Annotated in this window: 16 protein-coding genes and 2 pseudogenes; 10 read left to right on the top strand and 8 right to left on the bottom strand. The window is 68.2% G+C overall.

The genetic code is table 11. From position 1 onward, the window contains the following. Positions 1 to 57: 57 nt before the first annotated feature. Entirely contained in the window at positions 58 to 2,178 is a 2,121-nt protein-coding gene (gene tkt / locus QFZ52_RS06280; RefSeq protein ID WP_307498675.1) for a transketolase, read from the bottom strand. Between the two features lie 468 nt (positions 2,179 to 2,646). Between tkt and QFZ52_RS06285 the strand changes: the two genes are divergently transcribed. Further along, positions 2,647 to 3,609 carry a heme o synthase gene (locus QFZ52_RS06285; protein ID WP_373425704.1) on the top strand — a complete coding sequence of 321 codons (963 nt, stop codon included), beginning with the start codon at positions 2,647 to 2,649 and terminating at the stop codon, positions 3,607 to 3,609. Between the two features lie 249 nt (positions 3,610 to 3,858). Here QFZ52_RS06285 and QFZ52_RS06290 read toward each other — a convergent pair whose 3' ends face one another. From QFZ52_RS06290 to QFZ52_RS06300, 3 genes are read right to left on the bottom strand one after another with little or no spacing between them, the layout of a single operon-like run. After that, complete coding sequence (locus QFZ52_RS06290) at positions 3,859 to 4,803, bottom strand: COX15/CtaA family protein (protein WP_307496773.1); 945 nt, start codon at positions 4,801 to 4,803, stop codon at positions 3,859 to 3,861. Positions 4,804 to 4,834: 31 nt separating this feature from the next. Continuing rightward, positions 4,835 to 5,647: an ABC transporter permease gene (locus tag QFZ52_RS06295; RefSeq protein ID WP_307496774.1), complete on the bottom strand. Its 813-nt coding sequence runs from the start codon at positions 5,645 to 5,647 to the stop codon at positions 4,835 to 4,837. Further along, the gene (locus tag QFZ52_RS06300) at positions 5,644 to 6,681 is read right to left on the bottom strand and encodes an ABC transporter ATP-binding protein (RefSeq protein WP_307498676.1); all 1,038 of its coding nucleotides are present in this window, start codon (positions 6,679 to 6,681) and stop codon (positions 5,644 to 5,646) included. Before QFZ52_RS06300 ends, QFZ52_RS06295 begins: the two co-directional genes overlap by 4 nt. 198 nt (positions 6,682 to 6,879) lie before the next feature. Here QFZ52_RS06300 and QFZ52_RS06305 point away from each other — a divergent pair, with 198 nt between their 5' ends. The 6 genes and pseudogenes from QFZ52_RS06305 to QFZ52_RS06330 all read left to right on the top strand — a co-directional run bounded on the left by QFZ52_RS06305 (position 6,880) and on the right by QFZ52_RS06330 (position 11,987). Further along, the gene (locus QFZ52_RS06305; RefSeq protein WP_307496776.1) at positions 6,880 to 7,731 is read left to right on the top strand and encodes a helix-turn-helix transcriptional regulator; all 852 of its coding nucleotides are present in this window, start codon (positions 6,880 to 6,882) and stop codon (positions 7,729 to 7,731) included. Next, positions 7,731 to 9,195, top strand: a pseudogene (gene sufB / locus QFZ52_RS06310) (Fe-S cluster assembly protein SufB). The gene QFZ52_RS06305 and the pseudogene sufB overlap by 1 nt, the downstream one beginning before the upstream one ends. After that, positions 9,195 to 10,433, top strand: coding sequence for a Fe-S cluster assembly protein SufD (sufD, locus tag QFZ52_RS06315; RefSeq protein ID WP_307496777.1), 1,239 nt, complete (start codon positions 9,195 to 9,197; stop codon positions 10,431 to 10,433). The pseudogene sufB and the gene sufD overlap by 1 nt, the downstream one beginning before the upstream one ends. A gap of 11 nt (positions 10,434 to 10,444) precedes the next feature. After that, entirely contained in the window at positions 10,445 to 10,795 is a 351-nt protein-coding gene (locus tag QFZ52_RS06320) for a non-heme iron oxygenase ferredoxin subunit (RefSeq protein WP_278268953.1), read from the top strand. 42 nt (positions 10,796 to 10,837) lie between these two features. Next, positions 10,838 to 11,620: a Fe-S cluster assembly ATPase SufC gene (sufC, locus tag QFZ52_RS06325; RefSeq protein ID WP_307496779.1), complete on the top strand. Its 783-nt coding sequence runs from the start codon at positions 10,838 to 10,840 to the stop codon at positions 11,618 to 11,620. A gap of 34 nt (positions 11,621 to 11,654) precedes the next feature. Further along, positions 11,655 to 11,987 carry a metal-sulfur cluster assembly factor gene (locus QFZ52_RS06330; protein ID WP_066212780.1) on the top strand — a complete coding sequence of 111 codons (333 nt, stop codon included), beginning with the start codon at positions 11,655 to 11,657 and terminating at the stop codon, positions 11,985 to 11,987. A gap of 97 nt (positions 11,988 to 12,084) precedes the next feature. Here the strand turns inward: QFZ52_RS06330 and proS are convergent, their stop codons facing one another. The 4 genes and pseudogenes from proS to QFZ52_RS06350 all read right to left on the bottom strand — a co-directional run. Further along, positions 12,085 to 13,506: a proline--tRNA ligase gene (gene proS / locus QFZ52_RS06335; protein WP_307496781.1), complete on the bottom strand. Its 1,422-nt coding sequence runs from the start codon at positions 13,504 to 13,506 to the stop codon at positions 12,085 to 12,087. A gap of 45 nt (positions 13,507 to 13,551) precedes the next feature. Then, the gene (locus QFZ52_RS06340) at positions 13,552 to 14,004 is read right to left on the bottom strand and encodes a carboxymuconolactone decarboxylase family protein (protein WP_307496782.1); all 453 of its coding nucleotides are present in this window, start codon (positions 14,002 to 14,004) and stop codon (positions 13,552 to 13,554) included. 48 nt (positions 14,005 to 14,052) lie between these two features. Continuing rightward, on the bottom strand, positions 14,053 to 15,048 hold the full coding sequence (locus tag QFZ52_RS06345; protein WP_307496783.1) for an MFS transporter: 996 nt from the start codon (positions 15,046 to 15,048) through the stop codon (positions 14,053 to 14,055). A 10-nt stretch (positions 15,049 to 15,058) separates the two neighbouring features. Continuing rightward, a pseudogene (locus tag QFZ52_RS06350) lies at positions 15,059 to 15,490 on the bottom strand (MFS transporter); the annotation flags it as partial. A 122-nt stretch (positions 15,491 to 15,612) separates the two neighbouring features. Between QFZ52_RS06350 and QFZ52_RS06355 the strand changes: the two are divergent. From QFZ52_RS06355 to QFZ52_RS06365, 3 genes are all read left to right on the top strand, one after another. Next, entirely contained in the window at positions 15,613 to 16,467 is an 855-nt protein-coding gene (locus QFZ52_RS06355) for a helix-turn-helix transcriptional regulator (RefSeq protein WP_307496784.1), read from the top strand. Positions 16,468 to 16,604: 137 nt separating this feature from the next. Continuing rightward, positions 16,605 to 18,614, top strand: coding sequence for a threonine--tRNA ligase (gene thrS / locus QFZ52_RS06360; protein ID WP_307496785.1), 2,010 nt, complete (start codon positions 16,605 to 16,607; stop codon positions 18,612 to 18,614). A gap of 2 nt (positions 18,615 to 18,616) precedes the next feature. Next, the gene (locus QFZ52_RS06365) at positions 18,617 to 19,261 is read left to right on the top strand and encodes an HIT family protein (protein ID WP_307496786.1); all 645 of its coding nucleotides are present in this window, start codon (positions 18,617 to 18,619) and stop codon (positions 19,259 to 19,261) included. Positions 19,262 to 19,265 lie beyond the last annotated feature (4 nt).

The following is a 19,265-nucleotide window of genomic DNA, read 5'->3' on the forward strand; positions in this document are numbered from 1 at the left end:
TTCAAATTCCTCGGTTCTGTACCTTGTTGCTCTGTACTGGCGTTGCTCGGTGCCGGCTCAGGCGGTGGCCAGCGAGTCCAAGGAGTCCTTCGCGGCGGCGACCACTGCTTCGGTGGTGATGCCGAACTCCTGGAAGAGACGCTTGTAGTCGGCGGAGGCGCCGAAGTGCTCGAGCGAGATGGAGCGGCCGGCGTCGCCGACGAACTCGCGCCAGGTCAGGGCGAGACCCGCCTCGACGGAGACGCGCGCGGTCACGGCGGCCGGAAGGACGGCTTCCTGGTAGGCGGCGTCCTGCTTCTTGAACCACTCGACACACGGCATGGACACGACGCGGGTCGGGATGCCGTCGGCCTGGAGCGACTCGCGGGCCTCGACGGCCAGCTGGACCTCGGAACCGGTGGCGATGAGGATGACCTCCGGCGTGACGGAGGCGCCGTCGCGGCTGGCCTCGGCCAGGACGTAACCACCGCGGGCGGTGCCGGCCGCGGAGCCGAAGACGTCACCGGAGGCCTCGCCTTCGCCGCGGGCGTAGGTCGGGATGTTCTGGCGGGTCAGGACGATGCCTGCCGGGTTCTCGTGGTTCTCCAGCATGGTGTGCCAGGCCACGGCGACCTCGTTGGCGTCGCCCGGACGGACGACGTCGAGACCGGGGATGGCGCGCAGGGACGCGAGCTGCTCCACGGGCTGGTGGGTGGGGCCGTCCTCGCCGAGGCCGATGGAGTCGTGCGTCCACACGTACAGGGACGGCACGCCCATCAGGGCGCCGAGGCGGATGGCGGGGCGCTGGTAGTCCGAGAAGATCAGGAAGGTCCCGGAGAAGGCGCGGGTGTTTCCGGAGAGCGTGATGCCGTTCACGATCGACGCGGCGGCGTGCTCACGGATGCCGAAGTGCAGGACGCGGCCGTACGGGTTGCCCTTCCACGCGTTGGTGGAGCGGCCCACGGGGATGAACGACGGCTCACCTTCCAGCGTGGTGTTGTTGGACTCGGCGAGGTCGGCGGAGCCGCCCCACAGTTCCGGCATGACCGGGCCGATGGCGTTGAGCACCTTGCCGGACGCGGCACGGGTGGAGACGTCCTTGCCGGCCTCGAACACGGGGAGCGCGCCCGAGAGTTCCGAAGGCAGCTCGTGGGCCTCGAGGCGCTTGAGGAGGGCGGCGCCCTCCGGGTTCGCGGCGGCCCAGGCGTCGAACTTCTCCTGCCAGGCCTGGTGGGCGGCGGCGCCGCGCTCCACGACTTCGCGGGCGTGGGCCAGGACCTCGGGGTCCACCTGGAAGGACTTCTCGGGGTCGAAGCCGAGGACCTCCTTGAGGGCGGCGACCTCGCCGGCGCCGAGGGCGGAGCCGTGGATCTTGCCGGTGTTCTGCTTGGTGGGGGCCGGGTAGCCGATGATGGTGCGCAGGGAGATGATGGACGGCTTGCCCGTCTCCGCCTTGGCCGCCTGGAGGGCGTTGTACAGCTCGTGGACGTCCTCGACGTACTCGCCGGTCTTGGTCCAGTCGACGCGCTGGGTGTGCCAGCCGTACGCCTCGTAGCGCTTGAGGACATCCTCGGTGAACGCGATGTCGGTGTCGTCCTCGATCGAGATGTGGTTCTCGTCGTACAGCACGACCAGGTTGCCGAGCTCCTGCAGGCCGGCCAGCGAGGAGGCCTCGGAGGTCACGCCTTCCTGGAGGTCGCCGTCGGAGGCGATGACCCAGATGGTGTGGTCGAACGGCGACTCGCCCGCGGGGGCGTCGGCGTCGAACAGGCCCCGCTCGCGGCGGCCGGAGTAGGCGAAGCCGACGGAGGAGGCGAGACCCTGGCCGAGCGGGCCCGTGGTGATCTCGACACCGGCGGTGTGCTTGTACTCAGGGTGGCCCGGGGTCAGCGAGCCCCAGGTGCGGAGTGCCTCGAGGTCTTCGAGCGCCAGGCCGTAGCCGGAGAGGAAGAGCTGGATGTACAGGGTCAGCGACGTGTGACCGGGGGAGAGGATGAAGCGGTCGCGGCCCACCCAGTCCGGGTTCTTCGGATCGTGCCGCATCAGTTTCTGGAAGAGCAGGTAGGCGGCCGGGGCGAGGCTCATCGCCGTCCCGGGGTGTCCGTTGCCGACCTTCTCCACCGCATCTGCGGCCAGAACGCGAATGGTGTCTACCGCACGCTGGTCGAGATCAGTCCAGGACAGTTGCTGTTCTTCCACTTGTGACACGGAAACCGGGCCCCTTCTCTTGTGTGTTTTCGAGAGTGCGGCCACCCTGCGGTCCCGTGCCCGGGGCACAGCTGTGGCGCCCGCAGCGAGTTCTCCGCGCTCTCGTTCACCATTGAATAACCACCGGCCTGCGCACCCTGTTCCCTCGCATCATCGGGGAGTCCGGGGCCGCCAAGCCGAGCTGTGTTCAGCTTAGCCCGATTCGCGGGGGTTCTGGTGGCACCCTCTGGTTTAAGTGTGATTTATGTCAAAGATGAACCCGCTCGAGAGCGGCCTCCCGTTTACCTGCGGCGATGCTCCGGCGCCGGGTGTCCGCGGAGGGCGGACGCGAAGGTCCGCCTGCCCGGCCCAGGGAGGAGCTGGCGGTAGAATGAAACGGGCCGGTCCATGCGCGGATCGCGGGATTCACCCGCGCCGCAGGACGGGCCGGTCATCAGTCGCGCAGCAGAAACTAAGGTCATCGTCGCCGTGAGCACTTCAGAATCCGCCCTCCGCACGCCGTCATTGCCGCAGGGAGGCGGTTTCTCCCGCAAGCTGAAGGCGTATGTCGCCCTGACCAAGCCGCGAGTGATCGAGCTGCTGCTGGTGAGCACCCTGCCGACCATGATCTTCGCCCAGCGCGGATTCCCGTCGATCGGCCTCATGGTCGCCACCATGGTGGGCGGCGCGTTCGCCGCCGGCAGCGCCGGAGCCTTCAACTGCTACATCGACCGTGACATCGACAAGGTGATGAAACGCACCAAGAACCGGCCCCTCGTCACGGGTGAGGTCACGCCCCGGGAGGCGCTGGTCTTCGCGACGCTGCTGGGCATCGCGTCCATCCTGATCCTCTGGGTCGGCGCGAACGGCCTCTCGGCCCTGCTGGGCCTCGGCGCGATCTTCTTCTACGTCGTCATCTACACGCTGATCCTCAAGCGCCGCACCGCGCAGAACATCGTCTGGGGCGGGGCGGCCGGCTGCTTCCCGGTGCTGATCGCCTGGGCCGCCGTGCGGGACACCGTCGAGTGGCCCGCGCTCGTCCTCTTCATGGTGATCTTCCTCTGGACCCCGCCGCACTACTGGCCGCTGTCCATGAAGTACGGCGAGGACTACCGCAAGGCCGAGGTGCCGATGCTCGGGGCCATCGCGGGCGCCAAGGTGGTCTCCGTCCAGGTCGTCCTGTACGCGTGGGCCATGGTGGCCTGCTCGTTGCTCCTGATCCCGGTGGGCGGCGCCGGCTGGGTCTACTCGATCGCGGCCGTCCTCTCCGGCGCCTGGTTCCTCTGGGAATCCCACAGCCTGTACAACCAGGCCCAGGGGGAGAACGTGGACAACAAGCGCGCCATGAAGGTCTTCCACGGCTCCATCAGCTACCTGACCGTGCTGTTCCTGGCTCTCGCAGTGGACCCGTTCGTCGGCGGCCCCCTCATGGCCGGCTTCTGACCAGGCAGGCTCAGAACTTTCCTGTATGACGGAGGCCCGGCCGAATGGCCGGGCCTCCGTCGTGTCCGGGCTGCCGCGGTGCCGGACGGGTGGCGCGGAGGGGTGGCGCGGACGTGAGACAGCGCATCAGGGGAGTGCGACGGCGGGAGTCCGGCCCGCCGTCGTCGTGCGCCTACCGAGAGGCCCGACTCGGCCCTGCCCGGGATACGACGAAGGCCCCGCCGGTGGCGGGGCCTTCGAAGGTGAGAATCAGGCCTTGGGGCTCCAGCGGCTCACGTCCGCGAGGTTCGTGGCGGCGGCCATGAGCAGCGCGCCGACGACCATGTGCGAGCCCACCAGGAGCGGCGGGATGCCGTTGTAGTACTGGATGAAGCCGATCGCCGCCTGGAGGAGCGTGACGCCGAACAGGGTCAGTGCGGCGGAGCGGAACAGACCCTGGATCCGGTGACGGAAGGCCAGCACCACGGCCACGAGCACGCCGGCGGTCACGAGATAGGCGGGCACGGCGTGGAAGTGGCTGACCACGTCCCAGTCGAGACCGTTGCGCGGGGCGTTGGCGTCGCCGGCGTGCGGGCCGGCGCCGGTCACCACCACGCCGAGCACGACGGCGAGGGCGGCGAAGAAGGCCACGGCGGCGGTAAGTGGCGCGGCGATGCCCGGGAGAGCCTCGAGCGTGCGGTTCATGAAGCGACCGGTGCGGCCGTAGGCGCGGTTCACGAGCAGCATGGCGAAGATGACCAACGCCATGGACACGAGGAAGTGCAGGCCGACCACCCACGGGTTCAGCCCGGAGAGCACGGTGATGCCTCCGATGATCGCCTGAGCCGGGATGCTGGCGAGCAGGCCGAGCGCCAGGACGAAGAGGTCGCGGCGTTCCTTGCGGATCCGCCACAGCGCCACGAGCATCAGGAGCGCGACGGCGGCCAGCAGGAAGGTCAGCGTGCGGTTGCCGAATTCGATGATGCCGTGGACGCCCATCTCCGGGGTGTTGACGAGCGACTCGCTCGTGCAGCGCGGCCAGGTGGGGCAGCCAAGACCGGAGGAGGTGAGGCGGACCGCGCCGCCGGTCCCGATGAGGATGATCTGACCGACCAGCGAGGCGATGGACAGCTTGCGCACGCGGCCGTCGACCTCGGTGGGAAGCCGTTCCACGAGACGGTTGATCCGTTCACCCAGAGGGGTGCTGGCATTCATACAGGTACCTCATCCATCGTTACTCGCATCATCAATTCCACTTGAACCATTTCACGGCCAGGACCCCGGCCACCCCGGCCCACAGGACCAGGATGACGACGGCGGCCACGTCCACCGTGCCGTGCAGCAGCGCCGCGCGCAGGGCGTCGCCCAGGGCGCCGGACGGGAGGAACGGCGCCACCTCGCCGATCAGGCCGGGCAGACGCCCCGGAGGGACCACGACGCCGCCGAGGGCGCCGAGCAGGATCCACAGCAGGTTCGTCAGGGCCAGGGTGGCCTCGGGCCGCACCGTGCCCGCCACGAGGAGGCCAAGCGCGGTGAAGGCCGCGGCGCCCAGGATCAGCAGCGGGATAGCCGGCAGGAGGCCCACTCCGTTCGGCTGCCAGCCGAGAAACAGGCCCGCCACGGAGATCACCACGGTCTGGATCGCCAGCACGGAGAGAACGGCGAGGATCTTGCCGGCGATCAGTCCGCCGCGCCCCAGCGGCGTGGTGGACAGGAAGCGGAGGACGCCGTAGCGCCGGTCGAAGCCCGTGGAGATGCCCTGTCCCGTGAAGGCCGTGGACATGGTGCAGAGGGCGAGTACCCCGGGGACGGCGATGTCCACGCGGGCGCCCTGGAGATCATCCAGAAGAGGAGTGAAGCGCAGGGCGAAGAGCGCCATGAGCGGCAGGACGATGGCGAGCACGAGCTGCTCGCCGTTGCGGAGCATCGTCAGGGTCTCATAGCGTCCCTGGGCGAGCACGCGCTGCACGGTGGAGGCGGGACGCTGAGCGGGGAGTCCGGGATTGCCCGGGCGCACGCTGGACCCCGTGCCAGGGGAGGGGGTGCTGCTGGCCGTCATTCCCGGCCTCCGTTCGGGGCGTCGTTCGTCAGGGAGGTGTCCGGCAGGGAGGCCCGCGCGGAGCCGCCGTCGTCCTGGGACTGCTCCGCGCTGCGGGCGGCGATGTCGAGGAAGACGTCCTCCAGGGTGGAGGAGGACATCGAGAGGCTGCGCGGGAAGACGCCGCCGTCCTCCCAGGCGGTGGCGATGGCGCGCAGGTGCGCCGGGGTGCTGATGCCCTCCACGGCGTAGGAGCCGGCCCGTGTCTCGGCCACGTCGAGGCCGTCGGGAAGGGCGAAGGTGAGCCCGGGATCGGCGTCGAAGGTCAGGGTGCGGTTCTCGGGGCCGGCGTCGTCGCGGTGCGCGAGCAGCGAGGCGACGGTGCCCTCCGCGACGATCCGCCCCGCGTCGACGATGTAGACGTAGTCCGCCAGGCGCTCGGCGTCGTCCATGAGATGGGTGGTCAGCACGATGCCCATGCCCGAATCGCGGAGCTCCTGGATCAGGGTGAAGACCAGCTGCCGCGACTGCGGATCCATGCCGGCGCTCGGTTCGTCCAGGAAGAGGACCTCGGGGCGGCCGATGAGGGCGGCGGCGAGGGCGAGGCGCTGCTTCTGGCCGCCGGAGAGCCTGCGCACGGAGGTGCGGGCGAACTCGGAGATGGAAAGACGCTCCACCAGATCGTCCACGGGCCAGGGATCCTGGTACATGCGGGCGATGTGCTGGAGCAGCGGGATCGGATGCGCGGAGGGCGGCAGGCCGCCGTCCTGCAGCATGACGCCCACTCGGGCACGGAGCTCGGGACCCGCGATGTCGGGGTCCTGGCCGAGCAGCTCGACGCGCCCGTCCGTCCGGTGCTGGAGGCCCTGGGCGCATTCGAGGGTGGTGGTCTTCCCGGCGCCGTTGACGCCGAGCAGGGCGGTCACCTCGCCGGCGTGGGCGGTCAGGGAGAGGCCGGCGACGACGCGCATCATGCGGCCGTCGAGGGCCGTGACCGGACCGACATCCTTGACGAGGGAATCGATCACGAGGACTGGGGGAGCAGCGGAACGCACCATAGCATTCTACGCGAGGTAGAAGGTGCCCGGAGCGGCCCGGAAGGCGGCGTTCCCGTCGGAGTCCAGCGGGCCGGAACGCCCGCTGATCCGGCCCCGGCGAACGATGTGATGGTGGTCTCTGGTCACAATCGACAGGTCAGCCTAGCCTTAGTGGAAGGCGGGAAGTTATTTAGTGATGATTGTGTTGTGTATTCCATGGACACCTCTACGAACAGGCCGGTCGACAGCCTGAATCCGGGGGCCCAGCAGGGCGCTCCGGGTTCAGTCGTGCCCGCGCCCCGTGAGGTCCCGTCCCGCGAGGTCCAGACCCGTGCTGCCTCGTCCCGTGCAGTCTCGCGTGGCTCTCTCGTGGAGCCCGAGGACCGCACGCGGGACAAGGTGCGGGCCGCCGTGCTGGAGCACGGTCCCATCAGCGCCGCTGAACTCGGCAAGCTCCTCGGCTACACGCCCGCCGCGGTCCGCCGTCACCTGGACCAGCTTGAGCGCGGAGGCGTGATCGAGGTCAAGCGCATGGTCAAGGCCGGCGCAGGAGCGGGGCGCCCGGCGCGGCGCTACGTCATCAGTTCCCAGGGTCAGCAGCACTGGGGCGACGACTACCTGGACATCGCCAGCAAGGCGCTGCACGAACTTGCGGCGCTGGGCGGCGAGCAGGCGGTCGAGGCTTTCGCCGAACGCCGTTTCGCCGGCATGGCGGAGCGCTACGCCGACGAGGTGAACGCCGCAGGGTCCGACGTCGAGGCCCGCGCCATGGCGCTCGTCGCGGCGCTCAATCGCGACGGCTTCGTCGCCAACGCCAATGTCCTGCGCATCCATCCGGTGAGCAAGAAGCCCTTGCCGCCGCAGCTCACAGCCATCCAGCTGTGCCAGGGGCATTGCCCCATCCAGAACCTGGCCGCCGAATTCCCGGTCTTCTGTGACAAGGAGACCGAGGTGTTCGAACGGCTTCTCGGTGTGGACGTCCGTCGTCTTTCCACGCTGGCCAACGGCGGCCACGTCTGCACCACGCACATTCCTACCGGACGCAACCACCAGCAAGAAAGGCCGTGATGACGGACCAACTAGCAGAAAAGCCAGTGGCTGAGGGTACGGTGATCTCCGAGATTCTGGAAAAGAACCCGGAGCTCCACGGTATCGGCAACTACGAGTACGGCTGGGCAGACAAGGACGACGCCGGCGCCAACGCGCGCCGCGGCCTGAACGAGGACGTCGTCCGGGACATCTCCACCAAGAAGAGCGAACCCCAGTGGATGCTTGACCTGCGTCTGAAGGGCCTCAAGTACTTCGACCGGAAGCCCATGCCCGCCTGGGCGCGCGGACCTCTCCGGCATCGACTTCGACAACATCAAGTACTTCGTGCGCTCCACGGAGAAGCAGGCCGGTTCCTGGGAAGAGCTTCCCGAGGACATCCGGACCACTTACGAAAAGCTCGGCATCCCGGAAGCGGAGCGCAGCCGCCTCGTGGCCGGCGTCGCGGCTCAGTACGAGTCCGAGGTCGTCTACCACCAGATCCGTGAGGACCTGGAGCAGCAGGGCGTCATCTTCCTCGACACCGACACCGCGCTGAAGGAACACCCGGAGATCTTCCAGGAGTACTTCGGCACCGTGATCCCGGTGGGCGACAACAAGTTCGCCTCCCTGAACACGGCCGTGTGGTCCGGCGGCTCCTTCGTCTACGTCCCCAAGGGCGTTCACGTGGAGATCCCGCTGCAGGCCTACTTCCGCATCAACACGGAGAACATGGGCCAGTTCGAGCGCACCCTCATCATCGCCGATGAGGACTCCTACGTGCACTACATCGAGGGCTGCACCGCCCCGATCTACAGCTCGGACTCGCTGCACTCCGCCGTGGTCGAGATCGTGGTCAAGAAGGGCGCCCGCGTCCGCTACACCACCATCCAGAACTGGTCCAACAACGTGTACAACCTGGTGACCAAGCGCGCGATCTGCGAAGAGGGCGCCACCATGGAGTGGATCGATGGCAACATCGGCTCCAAGGTCACCATGAAGTACCCGGCCGTCTACCTCGTGGGCGAGCACGCCAAGGGTGAGACCCTGTCCATCGCCTTCGCCGGCGAGGGCCAGCACCAGGACACCGGCTCCAAGATGGTGCACATCGCTCCCAACACCAAGAGCTCCATCATCTCCAAGTCGGTGGCCCGCAACGGCGGCCGTGCCGCGTACCGTGGCCTGGTCCAGGTCCGCGAAGGCGCCAAGCACTCCGCCAACACCGTCCGCTGTGACGCCCTGTTGGTGGACACCATCTCCCGCTCGGACACCTACCCGTACATCGACATCCGCGAGGACGATGTGCAGCTGGGTCACGAGGCCACGGTCTCCCGTGTCTCCGAGGAGCAGCTGTTCTACCTGATGTCCCGCGGCATGCCCGAGGACGAGGCCATGGCCATGATCGTGCGCGGCTTCATCGAGCCGATCGCCCGTGAGCTCCCCATGGAGTACGCGCTCGAGCTCAACCGCCTCATCGAACTCCAGATGGAAGGATCCGTCGGTTAATGACTGCCGAAGCAACTGAGAAGGCCCGCATCGGCGCCCCGTCGATCGCCGGTTTCACCGAAGAGGGCGAGCAGCTGGTCTCCAGCAAGGTCGACCACAAGCACAATGACGGCACCACCGTCATGTCCTCCCGCGCCGAGCGTCTGACCAGCCACAACGTGGCCGATTTCGCCCTGCCAGACGGCCGTGAGGAGGAGTGGCGCTTCACCCCGGTGCGCGAGCTCCAGCCGCTGCTGCAGGACGGCGCGAACGACGACGGCGCCACGACGGTCTCCGTCGAGGCTCCGGAAGGCTACGTGTCCGCTCCGCTGGCCATCGGTCAGGCGCCCCGCGCCACCGCGCTGGTGCCGGCCGACCGTGCCGCCGCCGTGGCCTCCGCCAACGCGCCCGAGGCGCTGCACGTCGTCGTGCCCGAAGGCGCGCAGCCCGAGGAACCCGTGCGGATCCTGCTGTCCGGCCAGGGCGCCGGCAAGCGCTCCAACAGCCACCTCGTCCTCGAGGCGGGCGCCAACTCCAAGTCGGTCGTCATCCTCGAGCACGACGGTTCCGCCAACCACAACGGCAACGTTGAGATCTTCGTCGGCGAGGCCGCCGAGCTCACCGTCGTCTCCGTGCAGCTCTGGGAGGATGACGCCATCCACCTGGCCCAGCACGACGCCGTCGTGGCCAAGGAAGGCGTGTACAAGCACATCGCCGTGACGCTGGGCGGCAAGATCGTCCGCCTGAACTCCAATGTGCGTTTCTCCGGCGAACAGGCCGAGGCCGAGCTCCTGGGGCTCTACTTCGCCGACGCCGGCCAGCACCTGGAGCACCGTTCGTTCGTGGATCACAACGTGCCGAACTGCACCTCCAACGTCCTCTACAAGGGTGCGCTGCAGGGCAAGGGCGCTCACACGGTGTGGGTGGGTGACTGCCTCATTCAGAAGCAGGCCGTTGGCACCGACTCGTACGAGAAGAACCAGAACCTGGTCCTGACCGACGGCTGCCGCGCGGACTCCGTGCCCAACCTGGAGATCGAGACCGGCCTCATCGCCGGCGCCGGTCACGCGTCCTCGACCGGCCGTTTCGATGACGAGCACCTGTTCTACCTCATGGCCCGCGGCATCCCGGAGGATGTGGCCCGCCGTCTGGTGGTCCGAGGCTTCCTGAACGAGATCATTCAGAAGATCAAGGTCCCGGCCCTCGAGGAACGTCTCACCGAGGCCGTGGAACGCGAACTGACCGCAGGCGAGTACTAGAAGGAGCGGACGTGCCGGAAACGCCACAGGGCACCTTGGTGTGCAAGAGCACCGAGATCTCGCCCAAGCAGGCCCTCAGGGTTCTCCTCGAGGGATACCCCGTCGCCGTGGTGAAGGACTCCATGGGGGAGATCCACGCCATCGGTGACACCTGCTCGCACGCGGACGTCTCCCTCTCCGAGGGCGACGTCGAGGGTTGCGCGATCGAGTGCTGGGGACATGGTTCCCAGTTCGATCTGCGGTCCGGTCAGCCGCTCCAGCTCCCCGCCTATGATCCCGTTCCCGTCTTCGCCGTGGAGATCCACGGCGACGACGTGTACGTCGACACCAGCAACGTTGTGAACGGCGCCCGGGTCTTCTGAGCCCCGGCCGCACCAAACAGACTTAGGACAAGAAAGAACAGCATGTCTACTCTTGAAATCAAGGACCTGCACGTCAGCATCGAGACAGAGCAGGGCGAGAAGGAAATCCTCAAGGGCGTCTCCCTGGTCATCAAGACCGGCGAGACCCACGCCATCATGGGCCCCAACGGCTCCGGCAAGTCCACCCTGGCCTCCACGATCGCCGGTCACCCGCGCTACACCGTGACCAGCGGCTCCATCACCCTGGATGGTGAAGACGTCCTGGAGATGAGCGTGGACGAGCGTGCCCGCGCCGGCCTCTTCCTCGCCATGCAGTACCCGGTCGAGGTTCCCGGCGTGACCATGACCAACTTCCTCCGCACCGCCAAGACCGCCATCGACGGCGAGGCCCCCTCGCTGCGCACCTGGACCAAGGATGTCAAGGCGGCCATGGAGCAGTTGCGCATCGACGCCGACTTCGCCCAGCGCAACGTCAACGAAGGCTTCTCCGGCGGTGAGAAGAAGCGCGTGGAGATCCTCCAGCTCGAGCTCTTCAAGCCGAAGTTCGCCATCCTCGACGAGACCGACTCCGGCCTGGACGTCGACGCTCTGAAGGTCGTCTCCGAGGGCGTCAACCGCGCTCACGCCGGCGGCGGGATGGGCACCCTGCTCATCACCCACTACACGCGCATCCTGCGCTACATCAAGCCGGACTTCGTCCACGTCTTCGTCGACGGCAAGGTCGTCGAGCAGGGCGGCCCGGAGCTGGCCGACCGCCTCGAAGACGAGGGCTACGACCGCTACGTGGCCGGCGCCGGCACGGCCTCCGAGCCGGCAGCGGTCTGAGCGACTCGACTGACAACCCGGGAGGGGACAGAAGATGACCGAAGTGAATGCGGCCAGGACAAGTCTTGAGGACGTCGAAGAGGCGCTCAAGGACGTCATCGACCCCGAGCTCGGCGTCAACGTGGTGGACCTGGGCCTGCTGTACGGGCTCAAGTACTCCGACGAGGACGGCGCGCTCCTGATCGACATGACCCTGACCACGGCGGCCTGCCCGCTCACCGACGTGCTCGAGGAGCAGGTGGGCAAGGCCCTGGACGGTGTCGTCGACGACTGGCGCCTCAACTGGGTGTGGATGCCGCCGTGGGGTCCCGAGCGGATCACCGATGACGGCAAGGACCAGATGCGGGCCCTCGGCTTCAACATCTGATCCAGCCGCACGGCTGAGCGCGGCTCAACGACGACGGCGGCGGCCGGGAGAAATCCCGGCCGCCGCCGTCGTGCGTGGGAGTCGGTCCCGGGCCGGGTCAGTAGCTCCTGCCCACGACCGCGAAGAGTTCCTCGGGACGCGCGTCCGGGGCCGGGAGTCCGCCGTCCTCGGTCTGCAGGCAGCGCACGGTGATGGCCGAGGCGTTGAGCGTCCTCTCGCCGGATTCGCCGAGGAGGTCCCAGCGGATCCGGGCGAATCCTGTCTGAGCTGCTTGCTCGGCCTCGCCGGGATCGGTCGTCTCGAGGGTGTGGTCCGTCAGCCGCCGCTTGGCCTCCTGGAACATCGCGGCCTGGATCTCCGTCAGCAGGCCGGGGATCAGCGCGGCCGTCTCAGCGAGCGGCACCGGTTCCTTGCTGCCCGTGTCCCGGCGGACGAGGGTCGCCACGCCCTGGTCCAGGTCGCGCGGACCGATCTCGATCCGGAGCGGAACTCCCTTGAGCTCCCACTCCGTCACGCGGCGTCCGAAGCCGGTCGTGAGCCGTTCGTCGACCTTCACCCGGACGCCCGCCTGCTCCAGCTCTTCGCGGAGGCGTGCCGCGGCGGCGAGGACGCGGCCGTCGTCGCGCACCGGAACGATCACCAGCTGGACCGGCGCGATGGCCGGAGGGAGGCGGAGCCCCGTGTTGTCGCCGTGGGACATGATCAGCCCGCCCAGCATCCGGGTGCTCGATCCCCAGGACGTGGTCCAGCAGTCCTGCGCGGCGCCGTCCGCGTCCGTGAAGCCGATGCCGAAGGCCTTGGCGAAGTTCTGGCCGAGTTCGTGGCTCGTGGCCATCTGGAGAGCTTTGCCGTCGACCATCATGGCCTCGCAGGTCATCGTGTTGACGGCGCCCGCGAACCGCTCCGCCGGGGACTTGTCACCCACCAGGACGGGGATGGCCAGGACGTCTTCCAGGAACGAGCGGTACACCTCGAGGTGGATGCGGCGCGCGTACGCCGCCGCCTCCTCGCGCGTCGCGTGGGCCGTGTGGCCTTCCTGCCACAGGAATTCGCTGGTCCGCAGGAACGTCCGGGGCCGCATCTCCCAGCGCACGACGTTGGCCCACTGATTCAGCAGGAGCGGCAGATCGCGGTAGGACTGGACCCACTTGGCCATGAGCTCGCCGAAGATGGTCTCGCTGGTGGGCCTCACGACCACGGGCTCGCTGAGTTCCTTGCCTCCGGCGTGCGTGACCACGGCGAGCTCCGGGCTGAACCCGTCCACATGCTCGGCTTCCCGTTCCAGGTAGGACTGCGGGATGAAGAGGGGGAGGTAGACGTTCTCGGCGCCGGCAGCTTTGATGCGGCCGTCGACGGCGGCCTGCATCCGCTCCCAGATGCCGTAGGCGTACGGGCGGATGACCATGGTCCCGCGCACCGGGCCGTTGTCGGCCAGCTGGGCCTTGTCCAGAACGTCCTGGTACCAGCGGGGGAAGTCCTCGGTTTGATCGGCGAGGACGGAAGCGTGTGCTTTCACCATGGCCCGACCCTACCGGACGGTTGGGTCGCTGTGGGCCCGACCGATTCAGGGCTTGACGGTGTAGTGGCTCGTGATGGCGACGCGGTTGTAGGCGTTGATCGTGATGGCGAGCCAGGAGACCGCCGAGATCTGGTCCTCCGTGAGGACCTGGGACACCGGCACGTAGACCTCGTCCGGGACCTGGTGATCGGACACGAGGGTGATGGCTTCGGTCAGGGCCAGGGCGGCGCGTTCGACGGCGGTGAAGTACTCGCTCTCCCGCCAGGCCGGCAGCACGGCGAGGCGGTCCTGCGTCTCACCCAGCTTGACCGCGTCCTTGGTGTGCAGCCGCAGGCAGTAAGCGCAGCCATTGATCTGTGAGGCTCGGATCTTGAGGAGCTCGCAGAGCAGGGGGCTGATGTCCGCGGCGGCAGCGGCCTCGGTGGCGGCCTTGCTCAGCTTCCCCAGCGCTTTGAAGGTGTCGGAATGGGCTTTGCTGATGTTCACTCGACGGTTCATGTCTGCATGGTAGCCGTGGCCGGTGTGCCGGGACATCCCCCGACCGGATTATTCATGAGCCGTTCGACGGCGGTTCAGCCGGAGCGCCAGAAGCACCACGATCAGGGCGATCCCGAGGTCCAGGAACGTTCCCGCGGCGAACTCGGCCTGTCCCGTCAGGCCCGCTGCGGTGCCGATCCCGCCGATCAGAATGACGCCCAGGGAGAGCGCGAGCTGCTGGACGGTGCCGAACAGCCCGCCGGACAGGCCGGCCGCCTCCACCGGGATCTCGCGCACCACCGCCTGGGTGAGCGGGGAGAAGATCATCGCCTGCCCGGCGCCCAGGAGCACCAGGCTCGGCTGCAGCAGCAGGGGAAGAGCCGGAGTCCAGGCCAGCAGCACTGTCGCGGCGATCAGGACGAGCGCCGCGCCCTGGAGCGTGACGCCCCAGAACAGCGTGCGGTCGCCGAGCCACCGCTGGATCCTGGACAGGCTGAGGGACACGGCCGTGAAGACCAGGGCGAAGGGAAGCAGGAGGAGACCCGCATCGAGGGGCGTCAGGCCGAGCCCGTGTTCCAGGGCGCGGGGGATGACGTAGAGGATCGCCCCATACCCGGCGAAGAAGAGGCCAGCGGCGAGCAGCCCGGTCTGGAGAGCCGGCAGACGCAGGATGCTGGGCGGCAGCAGAGGCACGCGGCCCGACCGTTCGATCCGGTTCTGATGCCGCCACAGTGCGAGCAGCAGGACCGCGGCCACCACGAGCGCGACCGGCACGGGCCACGGCCAGCCGAGCGAGGGCCCGAACGTCAGCCCGGCGGCCAGCAGCAGGACGCCGCCGCCGAGCTGGAGCGTGCCCGCGACGTCGATGTCCACGGCCTCGTGGGCTGTGCTGCGGGGCGCGAAGCGGCCGAGCACGACGGCGGCCGCCGCGATCGCCGCGGCGAGCCAGTAGACGGCACGCCATCCGGAGAGCGGGCCGAATGTGACGCTCGCCAGCGCCCCGCCGGCGACCCTGACCGAGCGCCGCGCCGATCCCGCCGCTGGCCCCGAAGGCGGAGATGGCACGCACGCGGGCCGCGCCGTCGCTCGTCGCCTGGATCGTGGCGAGCACCTGGGGCGTGCAGAGCGCGGCGCCGAGCCCTTGCGCGATCCGCGCTGCTATCAGCACGCCGAGGTTCGGCGCGAAGGAACACGCCAGGGCCGCCGCGAGGAACACGATCATTCCGAGGGTGAACATGCGGTGCCTGCCATACCGGTCACCGAGGCGCCCGCCCAGGATCAGCAGCGTGGCGAAGGGGATCCCGTAGCCGGCGACGACGAGTTCCAACCCGGCGTCGGACGCTGCGAACTCCGTGTGCAGCTGCGAGAGGGAGACTGTGACGGCGTTGAAGGCGTAGGACCCGACGCCGGGTGCCAGGACGAGGCCGAGATAGCGCCAGATCGGCACGGCGGCCGGTGGGACCGGGTGGAGCGTCGTCACGGGTGGGGCGGCTGGTGCGGTGGTCATGGGACCACTCTGCTCCGCCTCTTATCCTGGTGCCAGGAGCCTGTTTATCCTGGTAGTGACAGCACCCGGTCCAGCGGCTCGCGGCCGCCCACGGACGTGAGAGGATCGCTGCAGGAGGAGACATGTCCGCTTCGGCACGCCGCGAGGAATTCGCGGAATTTCTGAGTTCCCGTAGGGCGCGGCTGCGGCCCGAGGACGTGGGTCTGCCACGGGGCGCGCGGCGGCGTGTCGCGGGCCTCCGGCGCGAGGAAGTGGCCCAGCTGGCCGGCGTCGGCCTCACCTGGTACACGTGGCTCGAGCAGGGCCGTCCCATCGCCGCGTCGGAGCAGGTGCTGACGTCGATCGCGCGGGCGCTCCTGCTCAGCGACGACGAGCGCGATCACCTCTTCGCCCTGGCCGGCGCCGCGATCCCCGAGCGTGCCCCGATGAGCTGTCTGAACGACGCGCACCATGAGCTCCTCGCCAAGCTCATGCCGTATCCGGCGGCCGCCCAGACCGCTCGCTTCGACATCGTCGCCTACAACCGGTCCTACCGGTACCTGTTCACGGACTTCGACCGGATCCCGGTGGGGGAGCGCAACTGCGCCCGGCTGCTGTTCACGGCTCCGGAGTGGCAGAGGGCGCATGTGGACCTCGAGCACGCTCAGCGACGCATCGCCGCCCGTCTCCGCGCCGCCTACGGACGTCATCGCGAGTATCCGGAGTGGCAGCGTTTCATCCAAGAGCTTCAGGACGTCTCGCCGGTGTTCCGGGAGCTCTGGGCCCGTGGCGACGTCTCCGGTGAGCGCAACGCCCTCAAGAGGCTCCGCCACCCCCAGCTGGGTGAGCTGAATCTCAGCATGACGAGCCTGTGGACCGACGAGACGCTCGGCACCCGGATCGTCTGGTTCGCCCCGGCCGACGCCCTGAGCGCCGAACGCCTGGAACTCCTCGCCCGCATGGCGCAGGACCAGCCGCTGACCAGCGCCGCGGCCTGAGCGGCGCCACTCCGGATTCATCCGTTCTTCAGGGAACCGGTGCCGAGCGCTCCCGGCGCTCGTACTAGACTGTTCGGTGGCTGGCTGTGGTCCCGTATGCCGCAAGTCATGAAGCCGCAATGTGAACAGGAGACACCGTGTCAGAAGCCCAACAGATCACCCTCAGAGTCGACGGAGACGAGACCCAGGTGACCGCGGGCACCACTGGCGCGGAGTTGTTCTTCGATCGCCGTGACGTGGTGGTCATGCGTGTCGACGGAGTGCTGAAGGACCTGGACCAGCCCCTGGAGGCCGGCGCCGAGATCGAGTCCGTCACCATCGACTCCCCGGACGGCCTGAACGTCCTCCGCCACTCCACCGCGCACGTCATGGCCCAGGCCGTGCAGCAGCTGCGCCCGGATGCCAAGCTCGGCATCGGCCCGTACATCAAGGACGGCTTCTACTTCGACTTCGACGTCGCCGAGCCGTTCACCCCCGAGGACCTCAAGGCCCTCGAGAAGATGATGCTCAAGATCGTCAACCAGAACCAGAAGTTCGTGCGCCGCGTGGTCTCGCCGGAGGAGGCACGCGAGGCCATGGCCGGCGAGCCGTACAAGCTCGAACTGCTCGGCAAGGCGGACTCGGCCGATGAGGCCGGAGAAGGTGTCAACGTCGAGGTCGGCGCGGGTGACATCACGATCTACGACAACGTGGACCGCAAGAGCGGCGACGTCGTCTGGTGCGATCTCTGCCGCGGCCCGCACCTGCCCAACACCAAGCTGATCTCCAACGCCTTCGCGCTCACCCGTTCCTCGGCCGCCTACTGGCTGGGCGACCAGAACAACAAGCCGCTGCAGCGCATCTACGGCACCGCGTGGCCCACCAAGGAAGCCCTCAAGGAGTACCAGGAGCGCCTCGCCGAGGCGGAGCGCCGCGATCACCGCAAGCTCGGCGTCGAACTGGACCTCTTCTCCTTCCCGGACGAGCTGGGCTCCGGTCTGCCGGTGTTCCACCCCAAGGGCGGCATCATCCGCAAGGCCATGGAGGACTACTCCCGTCAGCGGCACGTGGAGGCGGACTACGAGTTCGTCTACACCCCGCATATCACCAAGGGTCACCTGTACGAGGTCTCGGGCCACCTGGACTGGTACAAGGACGGCATGTTCCCCGCGATGCACGTCGACGCGGAGTTCAACGAGGACGGCACTGTGCGCAAGCCGGGCCAGGATTACTACCTCAAGCCCATGAACTGCCCCATGCACAACCTGATCTTCCGCTCCCGCGGACGGTCCTACCGTGAACTTCCGCTGCGGCTCTTCGAGTTCGGCTCGGTGTACCGCTACGAGAAGTCCGGCGTGGTGCACGGCCTGACCCGAGTCCGAGGCATGACTCAGGACGACGCCCACATCTACTGCACCAAGGAGCAGATGAAGGACGAGCTGACCAGCACGCTCAACTTCGTGCTCGGGCTGCTCAAGGACTACGGCCTGGACGACTTCTACCTGGAACTGTCCACCAAGGACCCGGAGAAGTACGTCGGCAGTGACGAGGTGTGGGAGGAAGCCACCCGCACCCTCGCCGAGGTGGCGGAGGCGTCCGGGCTGGAGCTCGTTCCGGATCCGGGTGGAGCGGCGTTCTACGGCCCCAAGATCTCCGTGCAGGCCAAGGACGCACTCGGTCGCACCTGGCAGATGTCCACGATCCAGCTGGACTTCAACCTGCCGGAGCGCTTCGAGCTCGAGTACCAGGCGGCGGACGGCTCCCGTCAGCGTCCGGTGATGATCCACCGGGCGCTCTTCGGTTCGGTCGAACGCTTCATGGGTGTTCTCACCGAGCACTACGCCGGGGCGTTCCCCGCGTGGCTCGCGCCGGTGCAGGTCGTGGCCATCCCGGTCGCCGAGGCATTCAACGACTACCTCTACGAGGTGGCGGCGAAGCTGAAGAAGGCTGGTATCCGCGTGGAGGTGGACGCGTCCAGCGACCGCTTCCCGAAGAAGATCCGCACCGCCAGCAAGGACAAGGTGCCCTTCGTCCTGATCGCCGGTGGCGAGGACGCCGAGAACGGGGCGGTGTCGTTCCGCTTCCGTGACGGCAGCCAGGACAACGGGGTGCCGGTCGAGGAGGCCGTGCAGCGGATCGTCGACGCCGTGAAGAACAGGACCCTCTAGGCATGACGGAACCCACAGGCGCTGCGGAGACCTCCGGGACGGGCGCGACCTCAGATGAAGCCGTGACCGACGATTTCCAGCTCCCCGGCGTCCCGGACGCCTTCCAGCGCCTGTGGACCCCTCATCGGATGGCCTACATCAAGGGTGGTCAGGAGCAGTACGACCACCCGGACTCCTGCCCGTTCTGCGTGGCGCCGAGCCGTTCCGATGAGCAATCTCTCATCGTGCACCGGGGGAAGCTCTGCTACGTCATCCTCAATCTGTACCCGTACAACCCCGGGCACGCCCTCATCTGCCCCTACCGCCACGTGTCCTACTACACGGATCTGACGGAGGAGGAGACCGCCGAGTTCTCGGCCCTCACCCAGACCACCATCCGCGTGCTGCAGAAGGTGTCCCGTCCGGGTGGCTTCAACATCGGGATGAACCAGGGCAAGGTGGGCGGCGCCGGGATTTCCGAGCACCTCCACCAGCACGTGGTGCCCCGCTGGGGCGGCGACGGCAACTTCCTGCCGATCATCGCGCAGACCAAAGCGATCACGCAGACCCTGGGCGAGGTCCGGGAACTGCTGGCGGACGGCTGGCCGGCGGACGACGACGGCGACGTGGCGGGTGCCGAACACACCGCAGCGGCAGGGGACCTCTGAGCCC

It is taken from the genome of Arthrobacter woluwensis (assembly GCF_030816155.1).
Taxonomy (GTDB): domain Bacteria; phylum Actinomycetota; class Actinomycetes; order Actinomycetales; family Micrococcaceae; genus Arthrobacter_E; species Arthrobacter_E woluwensis_A.